Raw genomic sequence first — 18,557 nt, forward strand, 5'->3', positions numbered from 1 at the left:
GCTTGACGTTTAATAAGAGAGGCTGTTATCTCATCGGAAGTGACTGACAAAGCAAAGAAGATGGCCTCAACTATACTGTCTTTGCAAACCGTACAGCTGAGACTTGGTAAGGTTACTCTTCTATTTCTTCGTCTTTAATACTGTTGTAGGTTTCTTCCAAAATCGGGGTTAACTGGTCAGCGACGCTGCTGCTATCACCACCATAACCGCTACTTCCCCATGTGACGATACTGCCGTCGGATTTCAGTGCGGCAAAGGCATACTGAGTAGAAAATACCGCGACCACCCCGCCTTGAAGTTGGTCAGCGACGCTGTTGCTGTCACCACCAGAAGCGCTACTTCCCCATGTGACGAGGCTACCGTCGGACTTTTGCGCGGCCAAAGCAGTTTGAGTGGAAAATACCTCGACCACATCTCCTTCAAGCTGGTCAGCGACACTGCTGCTGTCACCGCCCAAATTATCTCTTCCCCATGTGACGAGGCTACCGTCGGATTTCAACGCGGCAAAGGCGAAATCGTTGGAAAACACAGCAACTACATCTTCTTCAAGCTGATCAGCGACGTTGCTGCTGTCACCACCACTAGTGCTAACTCCCCATGCAACAAGACTACCATCGGATTTCAGCGCAGCAAAGGCAGTACTGGTGGAAAACACCTTGACCACATCAGCTTTAAGTTGATCTGCGACGCTGCTACTGTCACCACCACCAGTAATGCTCCCCCATGTGACGAGACTGCCGTCGGATTTCAACGCTGCAAAGGCGAAATCGTTAGAAAATACAGCGACTACATCCTCTTCAAGCTGATCAGCGACGCTGCTGCTGTCACCACCACTATCCTTCTGCCCCCATGTAACAACACGGCCGTCGGATTTCAGCGCAGCAAAAGCCCCAGAAGACGCGGAAAACACTTCGACCACACCCTCTTTAAGCTGGTCAGCGACGCTGCTGCTGCTACCCCCATATCCGCTCCATCCCCATGTGACGACACTGCCGTCGGATTTCAGCGCAGCAAAGGCATATCGGGTAGAAAACACCTCAACCACATCGCGTTCAAGCTGGTCAGCGACTTTACTGCTGTCACCTCCCCACGAACTAGACCCCCATGTCACGAGGCTGCCGCCGGACTTCAGCGCGGCAAAGGCACCAGAAGGAGTGGAAAATACCTTGACCACCTCCCCTTCAAGCTGGTCAGCGACGCTGCTGCTGTCACCACCACTACCATCTCTCCCCCAAGTAACGACGCTTCCGTCGGATTTCAACGCGGCAAAGGCATAATCGTTAGAAAACACCTCGACCACATCTCCTTCAAGCTGGTCAGCGACACTACTGCTGTCACCCCCTTCACCGTCGTCTCCCCATGAGACGACACTGCCATTAGTTTTGACTGCCGCAAAAGCAGAGTTTGCAGGATAAACAGCGCTAACCATCAACGGGGTATTTTCCACGTAGGCGCTATCAGCAAGTCCATCATTATGACCCGTCGCTTTTAAACGAATCACTTTACCGTAATCCTCTTGGTTTAGCGTGTAGTGCTCATCCGTTGATAGCAGCTCATCCTCGATAAACCACTGGTAGTCTATATCGCTACAATCTTGGCATGCGACGTAGCCATCCAAGGTGCCATTGACCTTATACTCGCCTTCTATGGCAATCGCGGTAATTTGTGGCGCGACTGGTGGTGTGTCGTCATTTGACGAATTACAACCGGCTAAAAGCGCAGTGGTAGCCAATGTGACCAATTTTAATTTCATTGTTAAATCCTGTGAGTCAGTTACAGCCCAACCATCGGCTGCAATTTCACGGAATTCAAACGACTAGGATCTCATTGAACTTAAACGAATAGCATTTCAAACTTAACGGGGTGATTAAGCCTAATGTACTGCGGATATGGATAAATATCGTTATTTAATCTGGAGTTAATAACACACGATGGGTGAATATAGCACCAACAAAAGAAGATGACAGGCAAGGGTTGACGTTTGACAATAGGGACTGTTATGACATCCGCAATGGCTGACAAAAACGAGGAAAATGGCCTCAACTGTACCGTCATTGCCAACAGTACAGTTGAGAATCGATAAGATTACTCTTCTATTTCATCGTCCTTGATACTGTTGTAAGTTTCTTCCCAGACTGGGCTTAATTGGTCAGCGACACTGCTGCTGTCCCCTCCCCTATCGCTTTCTCCCCATGTGACGACACTGCCGTCAGATTTCAACGCGGCAAAGGCTCTATCGGTGGAAAATACCTCGACCACATCTCCCTCAAGCTGGTCTGCGACACTGCTGCTGTCACCACCATAAGTGCCTAATCCCCATACAGCTAAGCTGCCGTCAGCTTTCAGCGCAGCAAAGGCAGAATAGGTGGAAAACACCTTGGCCACCCCCCCTTCAAGCTGGTCAGCGACACTGCTGCTGTCACCGCCAGAATGTTGACTTCCCCATGTGACGAGACTACCGTCGGATTTCAACGCAGCAAAGGCATAGACGTTAGAAAATACCTCAACCACATCCCCTTTAAGCTGGTCAGCGACGCTGCTGCTGTTACCGCCGGTAGTGCTATTTCCCCATGTGACTAGGCTGCCGTCGGCTTTCAGCGCGGCAAAGGCTCTATCGGTGGAAAATACCTCGACCACATCCCCTTCAAGCTGATCAGCGACGCTGCTGCTGTCGCCACCAGAAAGTTCGGACCCCCATGTGACAAGGCTGCCGTCGAGTTTCAGCGCGGCAAAGACATATCGGTTAGAAAACACCTTGACCACTTCCCCTTCAAGCTGATCAGCAACGCTGCTGCTGTCGCCACCGTAACCAATATTTCCCCATGTGACTAGGCTTCCGTCGGATTTTAGCGCTGCAAAGGCTTCTCTGGTGGAAAACACCTCAACCACATCCTCTTCAAGTTGGTCGGCGACGCTAGTGCTGTCACCACCGGCACTGCTATCTCCCCATGTAACGACTCTGCCATCAGACTTCAGCGCGGCAAAGGCTTTTTCGGCGGAAAATACGGAGACCACATCCTCCCCAAGCTGATCAGCCACGCTACTACTGTTACCACCTCTAGTGCTATGCCCCCATGTGATAAGGCTACCGTCGAGTTTCAGCGCGGCAAGAGCATATTTGTTGGAAAACACTTCGACTACTTCCCCTTCAAGCTGGTCAGCAACACTGCTGCTGTTACCACCGTTAGCCCTATCTCCCCATGTAACGAGGCTGCCGTCGGATTTTAGCGCGGCAAAGGCATAATCGTTAGAAAATACCTCGACCACATTTTCCTCAAGCTGGTCGGCGACACTGCTGCTGTTACCCCCATAAGAGCCATGTCCCCATGAGACGACACTGTCATCAGTTTTGACTGCCGCAAAAGCAGAGTGTGCAGGATAAACAGTGCTAACCATCAAAGGGGTATTTTCCACGTAAGCGCTATCAGTAAGTCCATCATTATGACCCGTCGCCTTAAAACGAACCACTTTACCGTAATCATTTTGGTTTAGCGTGTATTGAGCATCCGTTGATAACAGCTCATCCTCGATAAACCACTGGTAGTCTATATCGCTACAATCTTGGCATGCGACGTAGCCATCCAAGGTGCCATTGACCTTATACTCGCCTTCTATGGCAATCGCGGTAATTTTAGGCGCGACTGGCGGTGTGTCGTCATTTGACGAATTACAACCGGCTAAAAGTGTCGCGATAGTTAATGTGACCAATTTTAATTTCATTGTTACGTCCTGTGAGTCAGTTACAGCCCAACCATCGGCTGCAATTTCACTGAATTCAAACGACTAGGATTTCATTGAACTTAAAACGACTAAAATTTTACTCACTAGAAGCCCGCTATGACTCTTATATCGATACTGGTGTTGTCTATGTGACTAGCGATAATATTGACTCTGATATGGCCAAAGCGGTTCTTTACTAACAATAAGTCCCCCCGACAGGAACAGCCGCCACCAGCTTGTTAGTGGCCGTTTAAAAGGTCTGCTTCTACTGTTTACAAGACTTGAAGGTACCCCCAACTCACCGTGAGTCACACTGCATTCCAACAACTAACAGTAATCAAACAGACAAAGTATCTCGACTCAATGCCCGTCTGATGTTGATAGTTTTCTCAATGTCATCGTTAAGATTGATCAATTGCGCGGTAAGGCGTGCCATCTTCATGGCGATATTGCGCCCATAATTCATCATACACACCGCAAAACTGGCAATAAATGAGCACACATACAGCGTTAACTTCCACCACTTTGTGCTTGCGAAAAAAGCTTTCACCCAATTTATGAACAAGTTGTCGCCTTGAGTGAGTACGATCACCCCTTGCCAGATTAAACTGCTTTTTGCTTGCCAGCTCGGTGCCTGTGATAACTGCTGCCAAATTCTAATCACCTGGGTAAAGTTGCGGCGATTAGTACTAATTTGCCGAGTAATTTTTTGCGAGACACTCGATGTGAGTACGGGTGCGAAGGTACCAAAAACCGTGCACAAAATAGAGAACACATCGAACACTACCGTCACCCATTGCAGAGTTTGTTTTATCGCGTTAGCAAACGCACTTGATAGTGCACTGGGGGTATAGTGACAGACTAGTGAATCACCGATGTACAGAGAGGTAATGTCGCCATCCGTTATTTCACGATACCACACTCTACTCTCATTAAATATTTCAAGCTCAGAGTCTACCAACTCTTGATTAGCTGGGTTAGTCAAGGTGGCATAGCCGCGCGCTTTGGCTAATCGGTAATGTCGACGGGCCTTTACCTGAGCGACATCAGGATCAATCCACTGCTCCTGAGTCAGCCGTTTAGCAATGGCATTGACACCCAAGTCGGGGTCATCGACATACTGAGCAAACACTTGCTCGAAAATGATTTCGATACTGGCCTCCCTGTCAAACGTCATCCCTGCAATCTGAACCTGATTGAGGGCCGTTTTCGATGAAGACATCAGTTCTTGTATCGACATCGGTATCACTTTTTTACTGCATTTGGGGGGCGTTAGCTCATCGCTAGTGATCAGCGCTCGAATTGTAGGCTCAGAAATCCAATCCGTTTCTAGGTAAAAGTAATCATTTTCCGTTATCTGGATTTTTCGCATCATTCCTTCAACACCCCCTCTTTAGCTTGCCTAATCCGATCCGATGTTACTTGCTACAACCCTTTATTTCCTAACGTACAATCACGTTCTCATAACCAATAATTGCGCTATTAATCAAGACAATAGGCAATATTCTTAAATGTGAGATGAGTGTTCTATCGACAAACTACCGATTCAAACTACAGCGGTTTCATACTCAGTCTCCGATTCAACGATTCCAAGCAATAAGACAAAAATGTCAATTGACCTTCGCTATAGTCTCATTCGGCGCTCAATGGACTCGAGCGTCGGGGCACGATTCACATCGTAAGCGTTAAAATGACAAGCTTGGAAGGTCACAACATGAGCGTTCAACTCTCAATTTTGGCGGGGTCACTATGGCTAACCGTAATTTCAACACATTTGTTGGCAGCAACATCCTCAGAGCGACTTACAGCTTCAAACAGCCTGTCACCGTTTACGCCACCCGAGATCTTATATTACGGTGCGAACATTGGCCTATTTCCAGCACAAGTTCGCCACTGGATAATAACCGAAGGTTTTCCTGTAGAAAAAATGGAGCAGCCCTGGGCGCTTGAGCCAAACCTCAAGGCATGGTGGAGCGGTGATGGTAACCAGGTCCTGTTTCAAGCAAGCTATACCATTGCGCCTGGCTATGTGAATGAGGGACAGCACGTAACTTGGGGAGAGGACGCTCACTACAGCGGGGGAAGCACTTCAAGCAGTATTACCGACGCCAAGTTTCGCTCGTTGAAAGCCCGTTATCACATTAAATTACACGCGGAATATCTCCAACTTACCGACCCGGCCTTTGCTGAAGTGACCAGCTTGGCCAAACAGCTTAGTGAGCAAATTGAGTTTGACTGGGCGAGCTTTGATCAATATCAGGGTGCAAAACCGATCAAAACGCCAGGCAAACACCACACGGTTTGCTCAGGTTATTCGGATATCGTGATGGATAGAGCGGTCACTCTTGAGTCTGTTGCATCAGTTGAGGAGTGGGTTGGAGCTAACCATAGCTGGAATGTCGTGAACCTTAAGGATGGGCGTAAACTCTATCTAGACCTCACCTGGTTTGATAATGAATATATCGACCATAATAGCGGCTTAATTGTTCAAAAAGCAGACTACCAGTGGGGCAACATCACCTTCGACCAAGCGGTGTTCAATTACGCAAATCTCGGCTATGGCTCGGCAGGACTCGTGCATACACAGGGTAAACTGATCAATAAAGTCACCAAGCGTGCATTAGACTAAACAACTTTCTGTTGGGGTGCGTTGATAGCGCATCTCAATCAATTGATGGCCTGCCACCACTTCCACGTTTTTGATAAACGAAAATCCGTGTTTTTGGTAGTAGTCACGTAAGTACTGATGGGCATGGATGTCGACGGTATCAACACCGTGTTGCCGCGCGTAGCGCATCAGTGCATCCACTACACAACCGGCCAACCCTTGCTTGCGATAAGACTTTAACACCGCAACCCTGGCTAAAACAGCATGGGTGTCATTCGTTTGGTAGAGCCTCGCGGTTGCCACCGCGGTATTACCCTCAATGACTAAAGCGTGCATTGACTGCTCATCCAGGCCATCTTTATCGAGGTCCTTTCCAATCCCTTGTTCTTGAGTAAAGACTTGGAAACGAATCGCCTGCGCTTGCGCGATAATTTCCGCACTTGCCCCTAATTTTACATCCATATACTGATATTCCCTGCTGCTTCCTAAATAGATTACATCAATCGATGTGCTATGTAACCTGAGGGTGCCCAGTTTAAAACAGACAACGTCAAGCTTAAACTGCCCTTTGACACGTACTAAGGTATATACTCACCACCGCTCCATTGCGACAACCATTTCAACCGTACAACTGAGGTATTGCGTGCAGTTAACCCACTTTAAATACAAAACGCGTAAAGGCCCTGACTATCGCCATGGTGAGCAAATGTCTTTTATGGACATAAAGCAGACCTTTGGCCTTGGTAGCCTTCGCGTTGGCAACTGGGTCAATTCGGAAGAAAAGGCCCTTGCCGCCAATTTGATCTTCGACTCACTAGCCGACCTGGCTTACTTCTTGGCGCTTCCACCGAAGGCAATTGGCCTGCGGGGTAATCTCAGCCTTGCGTTTGGCACCGGTGGGCGCAAAGGCGTCCAAGCTCATTACGCCCCTAACTTGCGTGAGCTCGCACTTGCCAAGAACGCAGGGGCTGGCGCCCTAGCTCATGAATGGTGGCACGCATTTGACCATTACATTGCTGACAAAGCCTTTCAAATTGGCGACCGCTCAGGGCCACAACGACAAATTCTATTCGCCAGTGATTGCTGGCTGAAAAACGCCAGGCTCAACGCTCATCCTCTGAATAAAAAACTTATCGCGATTTACGACACGGCCCTACTCACGGCAAATGGACAAGATGTCCATGATTATGTCGCTCGAAGTGTGAAAGCCGATCGAGCGGTCGGCTCTAACTACTTCTCCCAGCCTACCGAAATGATGGCAAGAGCCTTTGAGGCGGCGATCGAGTCAAACGACGAGTTACAAAACCCTTATTTGGTCTCAGGAACAATGGACCGAGAGAGCGTTAATCTCTATCCAGACTCTGCGCACAGGCAAGTGATTAGTGATGCGTTGCTTGATTATTTTCGTCCGCTGGGTGAGCTTTTGAGTCAGTAATATTTGGCTCCGAGAGCCAAAATATCCCTCTTAGCGCTTCCCTGCTCAGCAAAGTGAATTTTGTTCATTTGCACAATTAAGCGAATTAAATCACAACAAGAGTTCGATCAGAGCCCAAGTTTTATCACGCACCGAGTTTTATCCTTCAATCACACCCAGTGACCTTCAAGGGACGAACGATGAACCGAACCATGACAACCTGGCTTATCCCCGGCTTGCTTCTCGCCGCTTATGCCTACACTACCCAAGCTTCCGCCAACGAGTCGCCAACCAAACTGCAAGTGATCACCTCCGGTGGGTTCGCCGCTGCGTTTGACCAGCTTAAGCCTGAGTTTGAGGCTTTGACTGGCATTCAAGTTGAAACCTCTTATGGTTCTTCCAGTGGCGGTGCGCATGACTCCATCCCCGTTCGGCTTGAGCAAGGCGAGCAGTTTGATGTGATCATTTTATCGCGCTCGTCACTTGATAAGCGCACCGATGATGGCTTTGTCTATCCTGATACCCGCACCGATCTAGTGACCTCTATGATTGGTATGTCGGTAAAATCAGGTGCTCCCAAGCCCGACATAAGTACCCCAGAAGCCTTTATCAAGACCCTTAACGAGGCAAGCTCAATTGGTTATTCCGCCAGCGCCAGTGGAACCTATCTTTCAACCAAACTTTGGCCTGAAATGGGGATTTGGCAAGACATCGAGGCCAAAAGCACCCGCGTACTGAGCGAGCGAGTCGCGACAGTTGTCGCACGTGGTGAGTTAGAAATTGGCTTTCAGCAAGTCAGTGAGATCTTGCCGATTGAGGGCGCTGATTATGTTGGCCCAATCCCCGATGAGTATCAGAAGATCAGTACCTTTTCGGCTGGTGTGCTCAAGTCTTCCAGCCAACTGCCGCAAGCCGCGCAGCTGATCGATTATCTATCCTCACCCAAGGTGGTTCAAACCATAGAAAAAACTGGACTGTTTCCGGTCATTGAGGCAACGAACCTTAGTCAATTTTATCCTCAACAATAAGCTAGATTAAACTCGCGATAGGACAGACAACCTATCGCGAGCTCCTGCTTTACATCACTTAATGCTTAATTAAGCCTCAAATTCAGCCTTGATCTGCTCCACCCAGTGGGCGACACGCTCTTCAGACAATGAGGCTTGATTATCCTTATCAATCACTAGGCCAACAAAATGATCATCTTCTAGTGCTGTGGACTCATTAAACTCATAGCCTTCGTTGGGCCAAAACCCGATCACGTTGGCTTGCGCCTCGGTCACAAAGTCATACAACTCCCCCAGCCCATCAACAAACTCATCGGGATAACCCACCTGATCTCCAAGACCAAACAAGGCTACGGTTTTACCGCTTAGATCAATCTCTTCATTGTTGTCTAAAAACTCCGCCCAGCTCTCTGCTTCACATTCCGTTGCTAGACCCGGTAACTCCCCTTCGCCCAATGTTGGCGTACCAAAGATCAGCTTGTCATAACCAAGTAACGTTTCTGCGTCAACGCGGTTGATGTTAAGTGGCTTATCCGCAATATCACCCAACTGCTTATGAATCAGCTTGGCAATTTTGCGAGTACTGCCAGTATCTGTCCCAAAGAAAATTCCAATTTTCGACATCTTGCTCTCCCTAAAATACCTAAAAAATCAAACTGCTTTTGCACTCAATTGTGTTTGTGCAATGTCGCTTTATTTATTGAACTGCAAACAACGTACCTAACATAAACCTCTATATTTACTGGCTTTGTGATGCCTTTTGTCTACAGTTGTTCACTTTCAGACAATTCATTGTCGGTAAATGTAATCGGCCGGTAGATCTCTACTCGGTCACCCTCAGACAGCGGCGTATCCAGTGGTTTTATCTTGCCAAACACCCCCACTTTTTGCAGGTTTAGGTCAATCTCAGGAAACAAACTGACCATCCCAGATTGGGTAATCGCGCTGAGAATCGTGGCGTCTGATGCAAGCTCCACGTCCAGCCACATCTGGTCACTCTCATTGGCGTAAATCACACTGGCTTTCATAACCATTTCTCCTTGCTTTGCGTTGCTGATAACCCGTGATCAAACTCTCTGAATGCTGTTTCACCATCAGTATCAAGCTAAGGACTAAGAACCCACCCGGTGGCAAAATCGCAATCAGCAGCCCTCGATAGCCCTCGATGACGGTCATTTCTAAAAAGGCAAACTGACCTCCTAGCAATAGCTCGGCATTGGCAAATAGGTAGCCAGTGCCGAGGATCTCGCGGATCCCGCCAAGCAAAACCAGCACCCAAGTAAAGCCCACGCCCATCGCCAGCCCATCAATCACAGTAATGCCTGCCCCATTGCGACTAGCAAAGGACTCCACTCGTCCCAAAATCGCGCAGTTGGTGACAATCAGCGGGATAAACAACCCCAATACTTGGTGTAATGAAGGCAATAGTGCATTGAGTAGCAAGTCGGTAATAGTCACGAGCAAAGCAATCACCAAGATATTCATTGGGATACGAATCGCGTGACTGACAATACTCTTCATCAGCGAGGTGATCAGGTTCGCCAGCACCATCACCGCTGTGGTGGCAAGACCAAGGCCTAAGCCATTGGTCGCGCCATTGGTGACGGCGAGCAAAGGACACAGCGCAAGCAACTGACTAAGCACGATATTATTATTCCACAAGCCATCGGCGATAACCTGTTTAATACTCGACGGTTTACTCATCGATAGCCTCCTTGGTTTCCATCGGCTGAATAAGGGCGTGGGCGAGCAGCGCCTGGTGGACACCGCGCACCAACGCACGCGGCGTTATGGTCGCGCCACTGAACTGCTCGAACACACCGCCATCTTTTTCCACCTGCCACAGGGAGGTGTTACTGAGCGAGCGGCGATTGAAGCTCAATATCCAGTCACTCTTGGCGAGCTCAATCTTATCCCCTAGCCCCGGGGTTTCACTGTGGCTGAGCACGCGCACGTTTTGGATCACCCCGTGAAAGTCCACCGCGACCATAAAGCGAATATCGCCGCTATAGCCCGGCTCTGCCCCTGACAAAACCTGATAGGTGGGCTGACCACTTTTATCGTTTAATCTAACGACCTGATAAGTACGCTCTTCAATCTCAAACACCTGCGCCGTATCAAACAGGCTCGGACTGAACTCGGCATCCGGCACCAACTCGCGCAGCATGGCCAAGCTTTGCTCAATACGATTGGCTTCAATCATTGGCGCGACATAGCGATAGAGGCTGCTCAGACACCCTGCCGCCAACGCGCAGCTAAACGCCAACATCAGGGTCTGACTTGCCAACGCCTCTTTGATAGCACCGCCTTGGGTGATCTTTTGCTTGAGGAATTCCAGTTGAGGGGATAGTTGTTTGATCATATTAAGAATGACTCCCTGTGCCAGCTTGGGCACCAAATCGCTTGGGTTGCATATAATGATCAATCAAAGGGCTTGCCGCATTAATGATAAGCACGGCAAAGGCCACCCCCTCAGGGTAACTGCCAAATTCCCTGATCAACCAAACCAATAACCCGCCAAGCAATGCATAGACCATTTGGCCGCGAAAGCTTGATGGGGATGTGACCAAGTCAGTCACGATAAAAAAGGCCCCTAACATTACAGCGCCACTAAACAGATGCTGGCCGGGACTAAGGTACTCTTGTGATGAGACCAAATAAGCCAAAGTCGCTGGCGCTAGGATGCCAAGTAAGAAAAATACCGGGATCACCCAAGTGATCACCCTGCGATAGATAAGATATACCCCGCCTAGCAGCAACCATATAGCGTGTACCTCACCGAGACTGCCCGCTTGATGACCCAGCACCAGATCTCTGGTTGCCGGCATGACCACCTCACCACTGAGCACCGTCGCCGCCGACACGCCATCAAAATCAAGCCACTCGGATGCACTCGCGACCGTCACAGGTGCTGGCGTGATCCACTGCGTCATCTCGAGCGGAAAGCACACCAGTAGAAACACTCGCGCCAGCATCGCCGGGTTAAACAGATTATGCCCAAGACCACCATACGCCTGCTTACCCACCACGATGGCAAACGCAGCGCCTAGCCCACATAACATGGGAGGAAAACTGGCCGGTAAACTCATTGCCAGCAGCAAACCCGTTAGCGCTGCCGAGCCATCTAGGCAGGGCGATAGTGTCTTTCCCCGTACCCAGAGACACAAACCCTCACTGATCACCGCCGCAGCGATACACACTAGGGTCACCACAAATACCGAAGGCCCAAAAACATAACCTGCAAACAACAGCGCTGGAGTGAGCGCAAGCACCACCTGGTACATCATCCGTGTGGTTGAGTTACTTGAGTGCGCATACGGGCCTGCACTTGGCTTAAAGTTAATCATGATTGCGCCTCCTCAACTTTGCTACTTTTGCGCGCCCCCGCACGCTTACGTTTGTTCTTTTTCGCTTCTTTTGCCGCGCGCTTAAGCTCGGCTTCCTTGGCAAGGCGTATCGTGCGAGCCTCCGAGAGCTGTTTGGCTCTTTGCTGGCGGCTTTTGGATTGTTTTTGGTGTGATAAAACACTTTTAGCGTGGAAAAAATACTGCGCTAAAGGCACTCGCGATGGACAGATATAGCTGCACGCACCACATGACATGCACTGATCAATCCCAAGCTCTTTCGCCAACGAATAGTCGGAGCTGCGACTGGCGGCCTGCATACGAAACGGCATCAGCCCCATCGGACAGGCGCGCACGCATTGGCCACAGCGAATGCACTCTTGGGGCTTGTCATGACCAATCTCTTCATGTGTCAGCGCTAGCAGTCCTGAGGTGATCTTGGTGATAGGAATATCCAGGTGAGTGATCACCTGCCCCATCATCGGACCGCCAAAGATCAGCCGCTCACACTCCATGGTTGTTCCGCCGCAAAAGGCGATAATATCTTTGACCCTTGTGCCAAGCGGCACCTCAATGTTGGCGGGCTTTTCGATCCCCAGTCCCGATACAGTGATCACTCGTGAAATCAATGGACGACCAAATCTCACCGCGTGATAGACCGCCCGGGCGGTCGCAATATTGTTGACCACCACACCGATGTCGGTTGAGCGCTGTCCGTGCTGAACGGTTTTCCCGGTTAAGGTTTTGGTCAAATGATGCGCAGAGCCCATCGGATAGAGGGTTGGCACCATCTCAACCTGGATATTGTCATCATCAGAGGCGGCCGAAGTCATCGCCTCAACACTGTGTGGCTTATTGCTCTCGATGCCGATCAGGGCCTGCTTGGCACCAGTTGCAAGCAGTAACAGGCGCACACCCTCAATCACTTCGTTGCTGTGTTGACGCATCACCCTGTCATCACAGGTCAGGTAAGGCTCACACTCACCACCGTTGATGATCAACTGCTCTACTCCCGCCTTGCGGGCAAAGCGCGCCTTAGCGGCGGTTGAAAAGCCCGCGCCGCCCAAGCCAACGATCCCTGCCTGCTCGATACGCGTTAGCACCTCGTCTGGGCTAAGATTTGCGATCGAGCGAGAGCTAAATTCCGCTCCCCAGCTTTGATCTTTGAAGCACTCAATCTCAATCGTGGCAACTTTAACTTGACCAGGATGGTCAACGACATGCGGCGCAATCGCGACCACGCGCCCATTGACCGGAGAATGAAGCGGCGGCAGTGAACGCTGCGCACCGATGGCGATGATCTGTCCCTTTCTCACCTCCTCACCTGGTGTAACCAGCGGTCTGAGCATGCTGCCGTTGGGCAACAGCAGCGATAAAAATAGCTGCTTAGGACTAAAATAAGGCACCGTGCCCTCATCTTCTGCTGTGAGAGATTTATAACCGGGTGGGTGCACGCCACCATTAAAGGGCTTGCCGAGTAAGCTGGTATATCGATCAATCTTAAGCATTGCAGCTTACCTCCGTGCTAAACGGCTTCGGCCACAACCAAGTCTGAGCACTGCCTTGTAGCGGCTCAATAATAATGCATTCTTGCGGACAAACATCCACGCAGAGGCGACACCCAGTACACACATCCGCAATCACAGTGTGGATCTGCTTGGTTGCACCAAAAATACAGTCAAATGGGCAAGCCTTGCTGCAGCGCGTACACCCAGAGCACTGCGCTTCCTCCACCCTGGCAATATATTGAATCGCCAGTTTGTCTGAGTTCTCCTGTACCCCAAGCAACTGGGCAATATCCCCCACCAGCGATGCACCACCAGGAGGGCATTGGTCATAACCCAGCTCCCCATCGACCATCGCCTGCGCCGCTTGACGACAGCCTGCCTTACCACATTGACCACACTGGCCTCCCGGCATGAGTGCAACAATCTTGTCGACCAGCGGGTCGCTCTCGACAACGAAAACTCTTGAGGCAACGCCAAGCATCAAGCCCAGCAACGCACCAAGTAACATAAATATCAATACAGTCATATCCTCTCCTTCGCCTCGATTTGGCTTGATATCTCTATGCCATCCCGGCAAAACCCATAAAGGCCATCGAAAGCAACCCAGCGGTAAGAAAAGCGATAGGGTTGCCCTGCATCGCCGCTGGCACCTTGCTCAGACTCAACTGAGTACGCATACCGGCAAATAGGACAATCACGATGATAAAGCCGAAAGAAGACCCCAAACTAAATAAGACAGTGGTTAAGAACGAATACTGCTCCTGAACGGTCAGGAGCGTTACCCCAAGCACGGCACAGTTGGTGGTGATCAAGGGTAAAAACACCCCAAGCGCCTTATAAAGCGCAGGGCTATTTTTCTGTACATACAGCTCAGTGAGCTGAACGACGGAGGCAATCAGGACGATAAAGGCAATCGTACGCAGATATTCGATTTGCCACACTTGTAAAACAAAGCGATCAAACATCCAAGCTGCCACGGCGGCAACTGTGATCACAAAGGTAGTGGCAAGCCCCATCCCGAGCGCGCTAGAAATACTTTTGGATACGCCCATAAACGGGCACAGCCCGAGAAATTTCGCTAGCACGACATTATTAACAAATGCCGCACTTAAAAATATTAACCATTCATCCATGTTAGATTCCTTACCCTAAAATATGCACCGGTTGCTTACTTCGCTATTAATGCATATTAAAAACACACATAAAATACGTGCTAAAATTCACTACCAATCAGTAATACAATTCAATCTATTGCACGAAAACCATTGCACGAAAGGTGCCAAACATACAGGGGTAAAATTGCATCAAAATAAAGCAATCATGACCCTTACAGTGCGATTGGACCTTGTAGACCAGGAAACACCGACAAACCGTTTGTCGTTTAGGTGACAAAATGTCTTGTTCTATTGCGTTAGATCAACTTGCTAATCAGTTGAATTATAAATCTGTATTTATGATATTAATATTGGAATGAAATATGCTTCGATATCGTCAGGTAATACTCTTGGAGTCCTATTTTGAATGGATTTATAAACAATTATATCAACCAATTTAAGAGCGTCGAACATATTGACCTTGAGTCAACAGGTGAGGCAGTCACCATCACTGACCCTGCTGGCAATATTGTCAATATCAGTCAAGCCGTATCAGCAATCACGGGTTACAGCCGTGAAGAGTTGCTTGGTCAGAACTGCTCAATACTGTCCAACTCTAACACCCCTAAAGAGTTGTACGCTAACCTATGGAAAACTATTTCAAGCAATCAAATCTGGCGAGGTAATTTAATTAACCGCCGTAAAAATGGTAAATCTTACATTGCTGATTTAACTATATTCCCAGTCAGCTTTGATGACTTTACTGGATATTATTCTGTACAGCGGGACATCACCGAACAGTTTAGCCATCACCAACTATCCCATAACCACAGGTCTATATTTTCAGCAATTTTAAATGCCAGCTCGCTGTCCATTGCCATGTTTGACAATAATTTTAACATTTCCTTTACCAACCGTGGACTGGAAGAAACCTATGATGAGGCATTTTTCTACAACATATTATTCCCGGAAATTGTTGAAAAGCTAAAATCAGGTAATATACAATTTCATCAACAAAGCCAAGATATTGAATTGGATATTGTTTATCGTAATCAACTGCGCAGTTTTCACTGCACTATTGACCCGCTTCTTCTCCAGGAAACCCGCACCGAATGTTACTTCGAGCCCAAAGAAGAAACCCACGCTATTTTGGTGATAAATGAGCGCACTCAGAAAAGAAAACTTCTTGAGGAGCAAAGGATCAGTGGCCTTAAGCTGTTGATTGCTGATCGCAAGCATGTCCACTCAATGCAAGAGGTGCTGATGGCGACAGTCCATCAGTTGCAGGGGCCATTGAATGTGATTGAGTCTGCGGTCAAGATCCTCAATGGGCGTAATCATCAGTGCCAAGGGCTCGAGATGATGGGACAAGCTGTTGGCGAGGGCTTTAGTGCGCTACGCTACATTCAGGAGCATATCCCGGAGCGACCGAACGAAGCATTACAAGCCACCAATATCAATGAAGTGATCCGCGATGCCTGTAGCGTTTCCTCCGAAAAATTGGTCAATCACTACATCCAATTGGATTTAGACTTATGTCGCGACCTACCGTCAATTAATGCGATGCCCTCGCGCTTGATCCTCGCTTTAGTCCAACTGATTGATAATGCCATTGAACAGATTGATGCCAGCCGCGCAAGTGAGCGACTGATCACCATCACCTCTCACCGCGATAAAGATAGTGTATCGATCGCGATTGAAGACTCTGGCGGCGGGATTGAGCCCAACATGGCGAACAAGATCTTTGAGCCGCTGTACAGCTCTAAGGCGATCAACACGTCTGGTTGTCGTGGCCTTGGCCTTTCGATTGTTCAGCAGGTGATGAACGATCACGCCAGTATGATCACGGTTGAGAGCAGTGAGCATCTTAGCGGAGCCAAGTTCGTGATTGCCCTACCCATCTCTTGTCAGGAGGAAGGGCTATGATCAACTCAATATCGAGCAAGCAACTGCTCTCAACCCTGTATCACATTTGTACCCAACTCAATCAGAGCTTGGATTATCGTCAAACCCTGCCCTCTGTAATGAAAATCCTCAATGATGAGTGTCATTTATCCGGTGGTCTGCTGGCAATCCGCGATAAAGAGCGCAATGTGATGCTGGTCGAGTCCGTTCACGCCCCTGAACTGGGTGGCGAGTACACCCGCGGCTCAACCAATTACAAACAAGGGGAAGGCCTAATTGGCTCCATGCTCAATGAGGGGGGCTCCATCGTGCTCAAGACGCTCGGTAATGACCCCAGGTTTGCCGATAAGCTCTCCATCTATGACTACGCTAAGCCCTTTATTGGTATCCCGTTAAAAAGCGTCGATAAAGAGGTGATTGGGGTGATCTGCGCCCAGCCTAACTCTCCTGTCGATGATGATCTGCGCAATCTACACGATTTTCTCGAGATGATTGCCAACCTCTTGACCGTCAACATCCAGCTTGCACATAACGTTGCGAACAAGCAAGCTCGCATCACCCACGAACGCGATGGCCTGCGCCGCAAGGTGCGTAAAGAGCATGGTGTCTCCTCTCTTGTTGGGCATACCAAGGTGATGCGTGAGGTATTTGATCAGGTGCGCTTAGTATCACGCTGGGACTCGACCATTTTGATCCGCGGAGAGTCGGGCACAGGTAAAGAGCTGATTGCTAATGCGATTCACTATAACTCGCCGCGCGCGAACCAACCCTTTGTCAAACTTAACTGTGCTGCGCTGCCTGATAACTTGCTGGAATCGGAACTGTTCGGTCATGAAAAAGGTGCCTTTACCGGGGCGGTCAAGACACGCAAAGGACGCTTTGAGATGGCCAATGGTGGCACACTGTTTCTCGATGAGATTGGCGAGACCTCGCCCTCCTTTCAAGCTAAATTGCTCCGGGTACTGCAAGAAAAAACCTTCGACCGTGTCGGCGGTACCGAGCCTATCTCTGTCGACGTGCGTATCATTGCGGCGACCAACCGTACGCTAGAGCAAGAGGTCATCCAGGGCAACTTTCGTGAAGATATCTACTATCGTCTCAACGTTATGCCGATATTTTTGCCGCCGCTGCGTGATCGATTGGATGACATTCCAGATCTTGCTCAATCGATCCTTGATAAGCTCTCTGGTATCCAGAATCGCAAACTTCGTATTGATGAGCAGGCATTGGGCTATCTGATGAACTACTGCTGGCCCGGCAATGTACGAGAGCTTGAGAACACCATCGAACGCGCCGCGGTGTTAAGCGCTGATGGCTTGATTAATATGTCGCTGATCCAAGTGCATAACACTCAGCAGTTCTCTACCGCGATCCAAAACCCAACACCGCTTGGCGGCTCGCCAAACACGCCCCTTTCGGAGCGACCTGCAATGGCTCATCCACAAGCATCCATACCTCAGCCACAGGGCGCTATGCCTCATCCACAAGGAACTATACCTCATCCGCAAGGTGCTATGACGCAACCACAAGGGAGCATGCTCCACACCCAGAGTAGTTGTAATAATGGCTATGGCGGTATGAACCTTGAGTTCGATGAGCAAGAAAAGCAGCGCGTGATCCACGCCTTAGAGCAAACTGGATGGGTCAAGGCTAAGGCGGCTCGCCTGCTCAATATGACCCCGCGGCAGATTGCCTATCGGATCAAGACGATGAACATCGATGTTAAGCAGCTTTGAGTAAGCCCAACTCATCTCAAGGTTCACTATCAGCGAGATGGGTTGGGTTTATGAGGGGTAACATTCACTTACCCCTTTTGTTGGTTTCCGGACAAAGTGAGTATTCCAAATGCGACACTTCAAATAAGGTGCTGTTTTTATTGAATTTTATGCAGAGGCACATTGGGCATACCACTTGCAGGTCAATAGAGATAATTCGGTGACCAAGCAATATAGGATTG

18 protein-coding genes are annotated in these 18,557 nt (G+C 49.2%); 6 read left to right on the top strand and 12 right to left on the bottom strand.

The window, feature by feature from the left end; genetic code table 11:
* Nucleotides 1–112: 112 nt before the first annotated feature.
* Together ACSTTG_RS06820 and ACSTTG_RS06825 are read right to left on the bottom strand one after the other, a co-directional pair.
* Nucleotides 113–1,753 (bottom strand): RCC1 domain-containing protein, encoded by a 1,641-nt coding sequence (locus tag ACSTTG_RS06820; protein ID WP_438474224.1) that lies wholly within the window; start codon nt 1,751–1,753, stop codon nt 113–115.
* A gap of 332 nt (nt 1,754–2,085) precedes the next feature.
* Nucleotides 2,086–3,720, bottom strand: coding sequence for an RCC1 domain-containing protein (locus ACSTTG_RS06825; protein WP_438474226.1), 1,635 nt, complete (start codon nt 3,718–3,720; stop codon nt 2,086–2,088).
* 74 nt (nt 3,721–3,794) lie between these two features.
* On the opposite strand from ACSTTG_RS06825, the gene ACSTTG_RS06830 reads away from it, so the two are divergent.
* Nucleotides 3,795–3,920, top strand: a complete 126-nt coding sequence (locus ACSTTG_RS06830) for a hypothetical protein (protein WP_438474227.1) — start codon at nt 3,795–3,797, stop codon at nt 3,918–3,920.
* Between the two features lie 137 nt (nt 3,921–4,057).
* Here the strand turns inward: ACSTTG_RS06830 and ACSTTG_RS06835 are convergent, their stop codons facing one another.
* Nucleotides 4,058–5,095 (bottom strand): hypothetical protein, encoded by a 1,038-nt coding sequence (locus ACSTTG_RS06835; protein WP_438474228.1) that lies wholly within the window; start codon nt 5,093–5,095, stop codon nt 4,058–4,060.
* Nucleotides 5,096–5,434: 339 nt separating this feature from the next.
* Between ACSTTG_RS06835 and ACSTTG_RS06840 the strand changes: the two genes are divergently transcribed.
* Nucleotides 5,435–6,349 (top strand): hypothetical protein, encoded by a 915-nt coding sequence (locus ACSTTG_RS06840; RefSeq protein WP_438474229.1) that lies wholly within the window; start codon nt 5,435–5,437, stop codon nt 6,347–6,349.
* Here ACSTTG_RS06840 and ACSTTG_RS06845 read toward each other — a convergent pair.
* Nucleotides 6,341–6,790 (bottom strand): GNAT family N-acetyltransferase, encoded by a 450-nt coding sequence (locus ACSTTG_RS06845; RefSeq protein WP_438474230.1) that lies wholly within the window; start codon nt 6,788–6,790, stop codon nt 6,341–6,343. The genes ACSTTG_RS06840 and ACSTTG_RS06845 overlap by 9 nt on opposite strands.
* 181 nt (nt 6,791–6,971) lie before the next feature.
* Between ACSTTG_RS06845 and ACSTTG_RS06850 the strand changes: the two genes are divergently transcribed.
* Together ACSTTG_RS06850 and ACSTTG_RS06855 are read left to right on the top strand one after the other, a co-directional pair.
* Nucleotides 6,972–7,763 (top strand): CLCA_X family protein, encoded by a 792-nt coding sequence (locus ACSTTG_RS06850; protein WP_438474232.1) that lies wholly within the window; start codon nt 6,972–6,974, stop codon nt 7,761–7,763.
* Between the two features lie 179 nt (nt 7,764–7,942).
* Nucleotides 7,943–8,770: a molybdate ABC transporter substrate-binding protein gene (locus tag ACSTTG_RS06855; protein WP_438474233.1), complete on the top strand. Its 828-nt coding sequence runs from the start codon at nt 7,943–7,945 to the stop codon at nt 8,768–8,770.
* A gap of 69 nt (nt 8,771–8,839) precedes the next feature.
* Here ACSTTG_RS06855 and ACSTTG_RS06860 read toward each other — a convergent pair whose 3' ends face one another.
* The 8 genes from ACSTTG_RS06860 to rsxA form a co-directional block, all read right to left on the bottom strand.
* Nucleotides 8,840–9,373 (bottom strand): flavodoxin, encoded by a 534-nt coding sequence (locus ACSTTG_RS06860; RefSeq protein WP_438474234.1) that lies wholly within the window; start codon nt 9,371–9,373, stop codon nt 8,840–8,842.
* A gap of 140 nt (nt 9,374–9,513) precedes the next feature.
* Nucleotides 9,514–9,777 (bottom strand): RnfH family protein, encoded by a 264-nt coding sequence (locus ACSTTG_RS06865; protein ID WP_438474235.1) that lies wholly within the window; start codon nt 9,775–9,777, stop codon nt 9,514–9,516.
* Nucleotides 9,749–10,453, bottom strand: a complete 705-nt coding sequence (locus tag ACSTTG_RS06870; RefSeq protein WP_438474236.1) for an electron transport complex subunit E — start codon at nt 10,451–10,453, stop codon at nt 9,749–9,751. The genes ACSTTG_RS06865 and ACSTTG_RS06870 overlap by 29 nt, the downstream gene beginning before the upstream one ends.
* Nucleotides 10,446–11,111 carry an RnfABCDGE type electron transport complex subunit G gene (locus ACSTTG_RS06875; RefSeq protein ID WP_438474237.1) on the bottom strand — a complete coding sequence of 222 codons (666 nt, stop codon included), beginning with the start codon at nt 11,109–11,111 and terminating at the stop codon, nt 10,446–10,448. Before ACSTTG_RS06875 ends, ACSTTG_RS06870 begins: the two co-directional genes overlap by 8 nt.
* A 1-nt stretch (nt 11,112) precedes the next feature.
* Nucleotides 11,113–12,096, bottom strand: coding sequence for an RnfABCDGE type electron transport complex subunit D (locus ACSTTG_RS06880; RefSeq protein WP_438474239.1), 984 nt, complete (start codon nt 12,094–12,096; stop codon nt 11,113–11,115).
* Entirely contained in the window at nt 12,093–13,601 is a 1,509-nt protein-coding gene (rsxC, locus tag ACSTTG_RS06885; protein WP_438474240.1) for an electron transport complex subunit RsxC, read from the bottom strand. The genes ACSTTG_RS06880 and rsxC overlap by 4 nt, the downstream gene beginning before the upstream one ends.
* The gene (locus ACSTTG_RS06890; RefSeq protein ID WP_438474241.1) at nt 13,594–14,127 is read right to left on the bottom strand and encodes an RnfABCDGE type electron transport complex subunit B; all 534 of its coding nucleotides are present in this window, start codon (nt 14,125–14,127) and stop codon (nt 13,594–13,596) included. Before ACSTTG_RS06890 ends, rsxC begins: the two co-directional genes overlap by 8 nt.
* A gap of 34 nt (nt 14,128–14,161) precedes the next feature.
* Nucleotides 14,162–14,734 carry an electron transport complex subunit RsxA gene (rsxA, locus tag ACSTTG_RS06895; protein WP_438457994.1) on the bottom strand — a complete coding sequence of 191 codons (573 nt, stop codon included), beginning with the start codon at nt 14,732–14,734 and terminating at the stop codon, nt 14,162–14,164.
* 384 nt (nt 14,735–15,118) lie between these two features.
* Here rsxA and nifL point away from each other — a divergent pair, with 384 nt between their 5' ends.
* Nucleotides 15,119–16,621: a nitrogen fixation negative regulator NifL gene (gene nifL / locus ACSTTG_RS06900; RefSeq protein WP_438474242.1), complete on the top strand. Its 1,503-nt coding sequence runs from the start codon at nt 15,119–15,121 to the stop codon at nt 16,619–16,621.
* Nucleotides 16,618–18,336, top strand: a complete 1,719-nt coding sequence (nifA, locus tag ACSTTG_RS06905) for a nif-specific transcriptional activator NifA (protein ID WP_438474243.1) — start codon at nt 16,618–16,620, stop codon at nt 18,334–18,336. Before nifL ends, nifA begins: the two co-directional genes overlap by 4 nt.
* The last annotated feature ends 221 nt before the right edge of the window (nt 18,337–18,557 follow it).

Source organism: Vibrio glycogenivorans, from assembly GCF_051660965.1.
GTDB lineage: Bacteria > Pseudomonadota > Gammaproteobacteria > Enterobacterales > Vibrionaceae > Vibrio.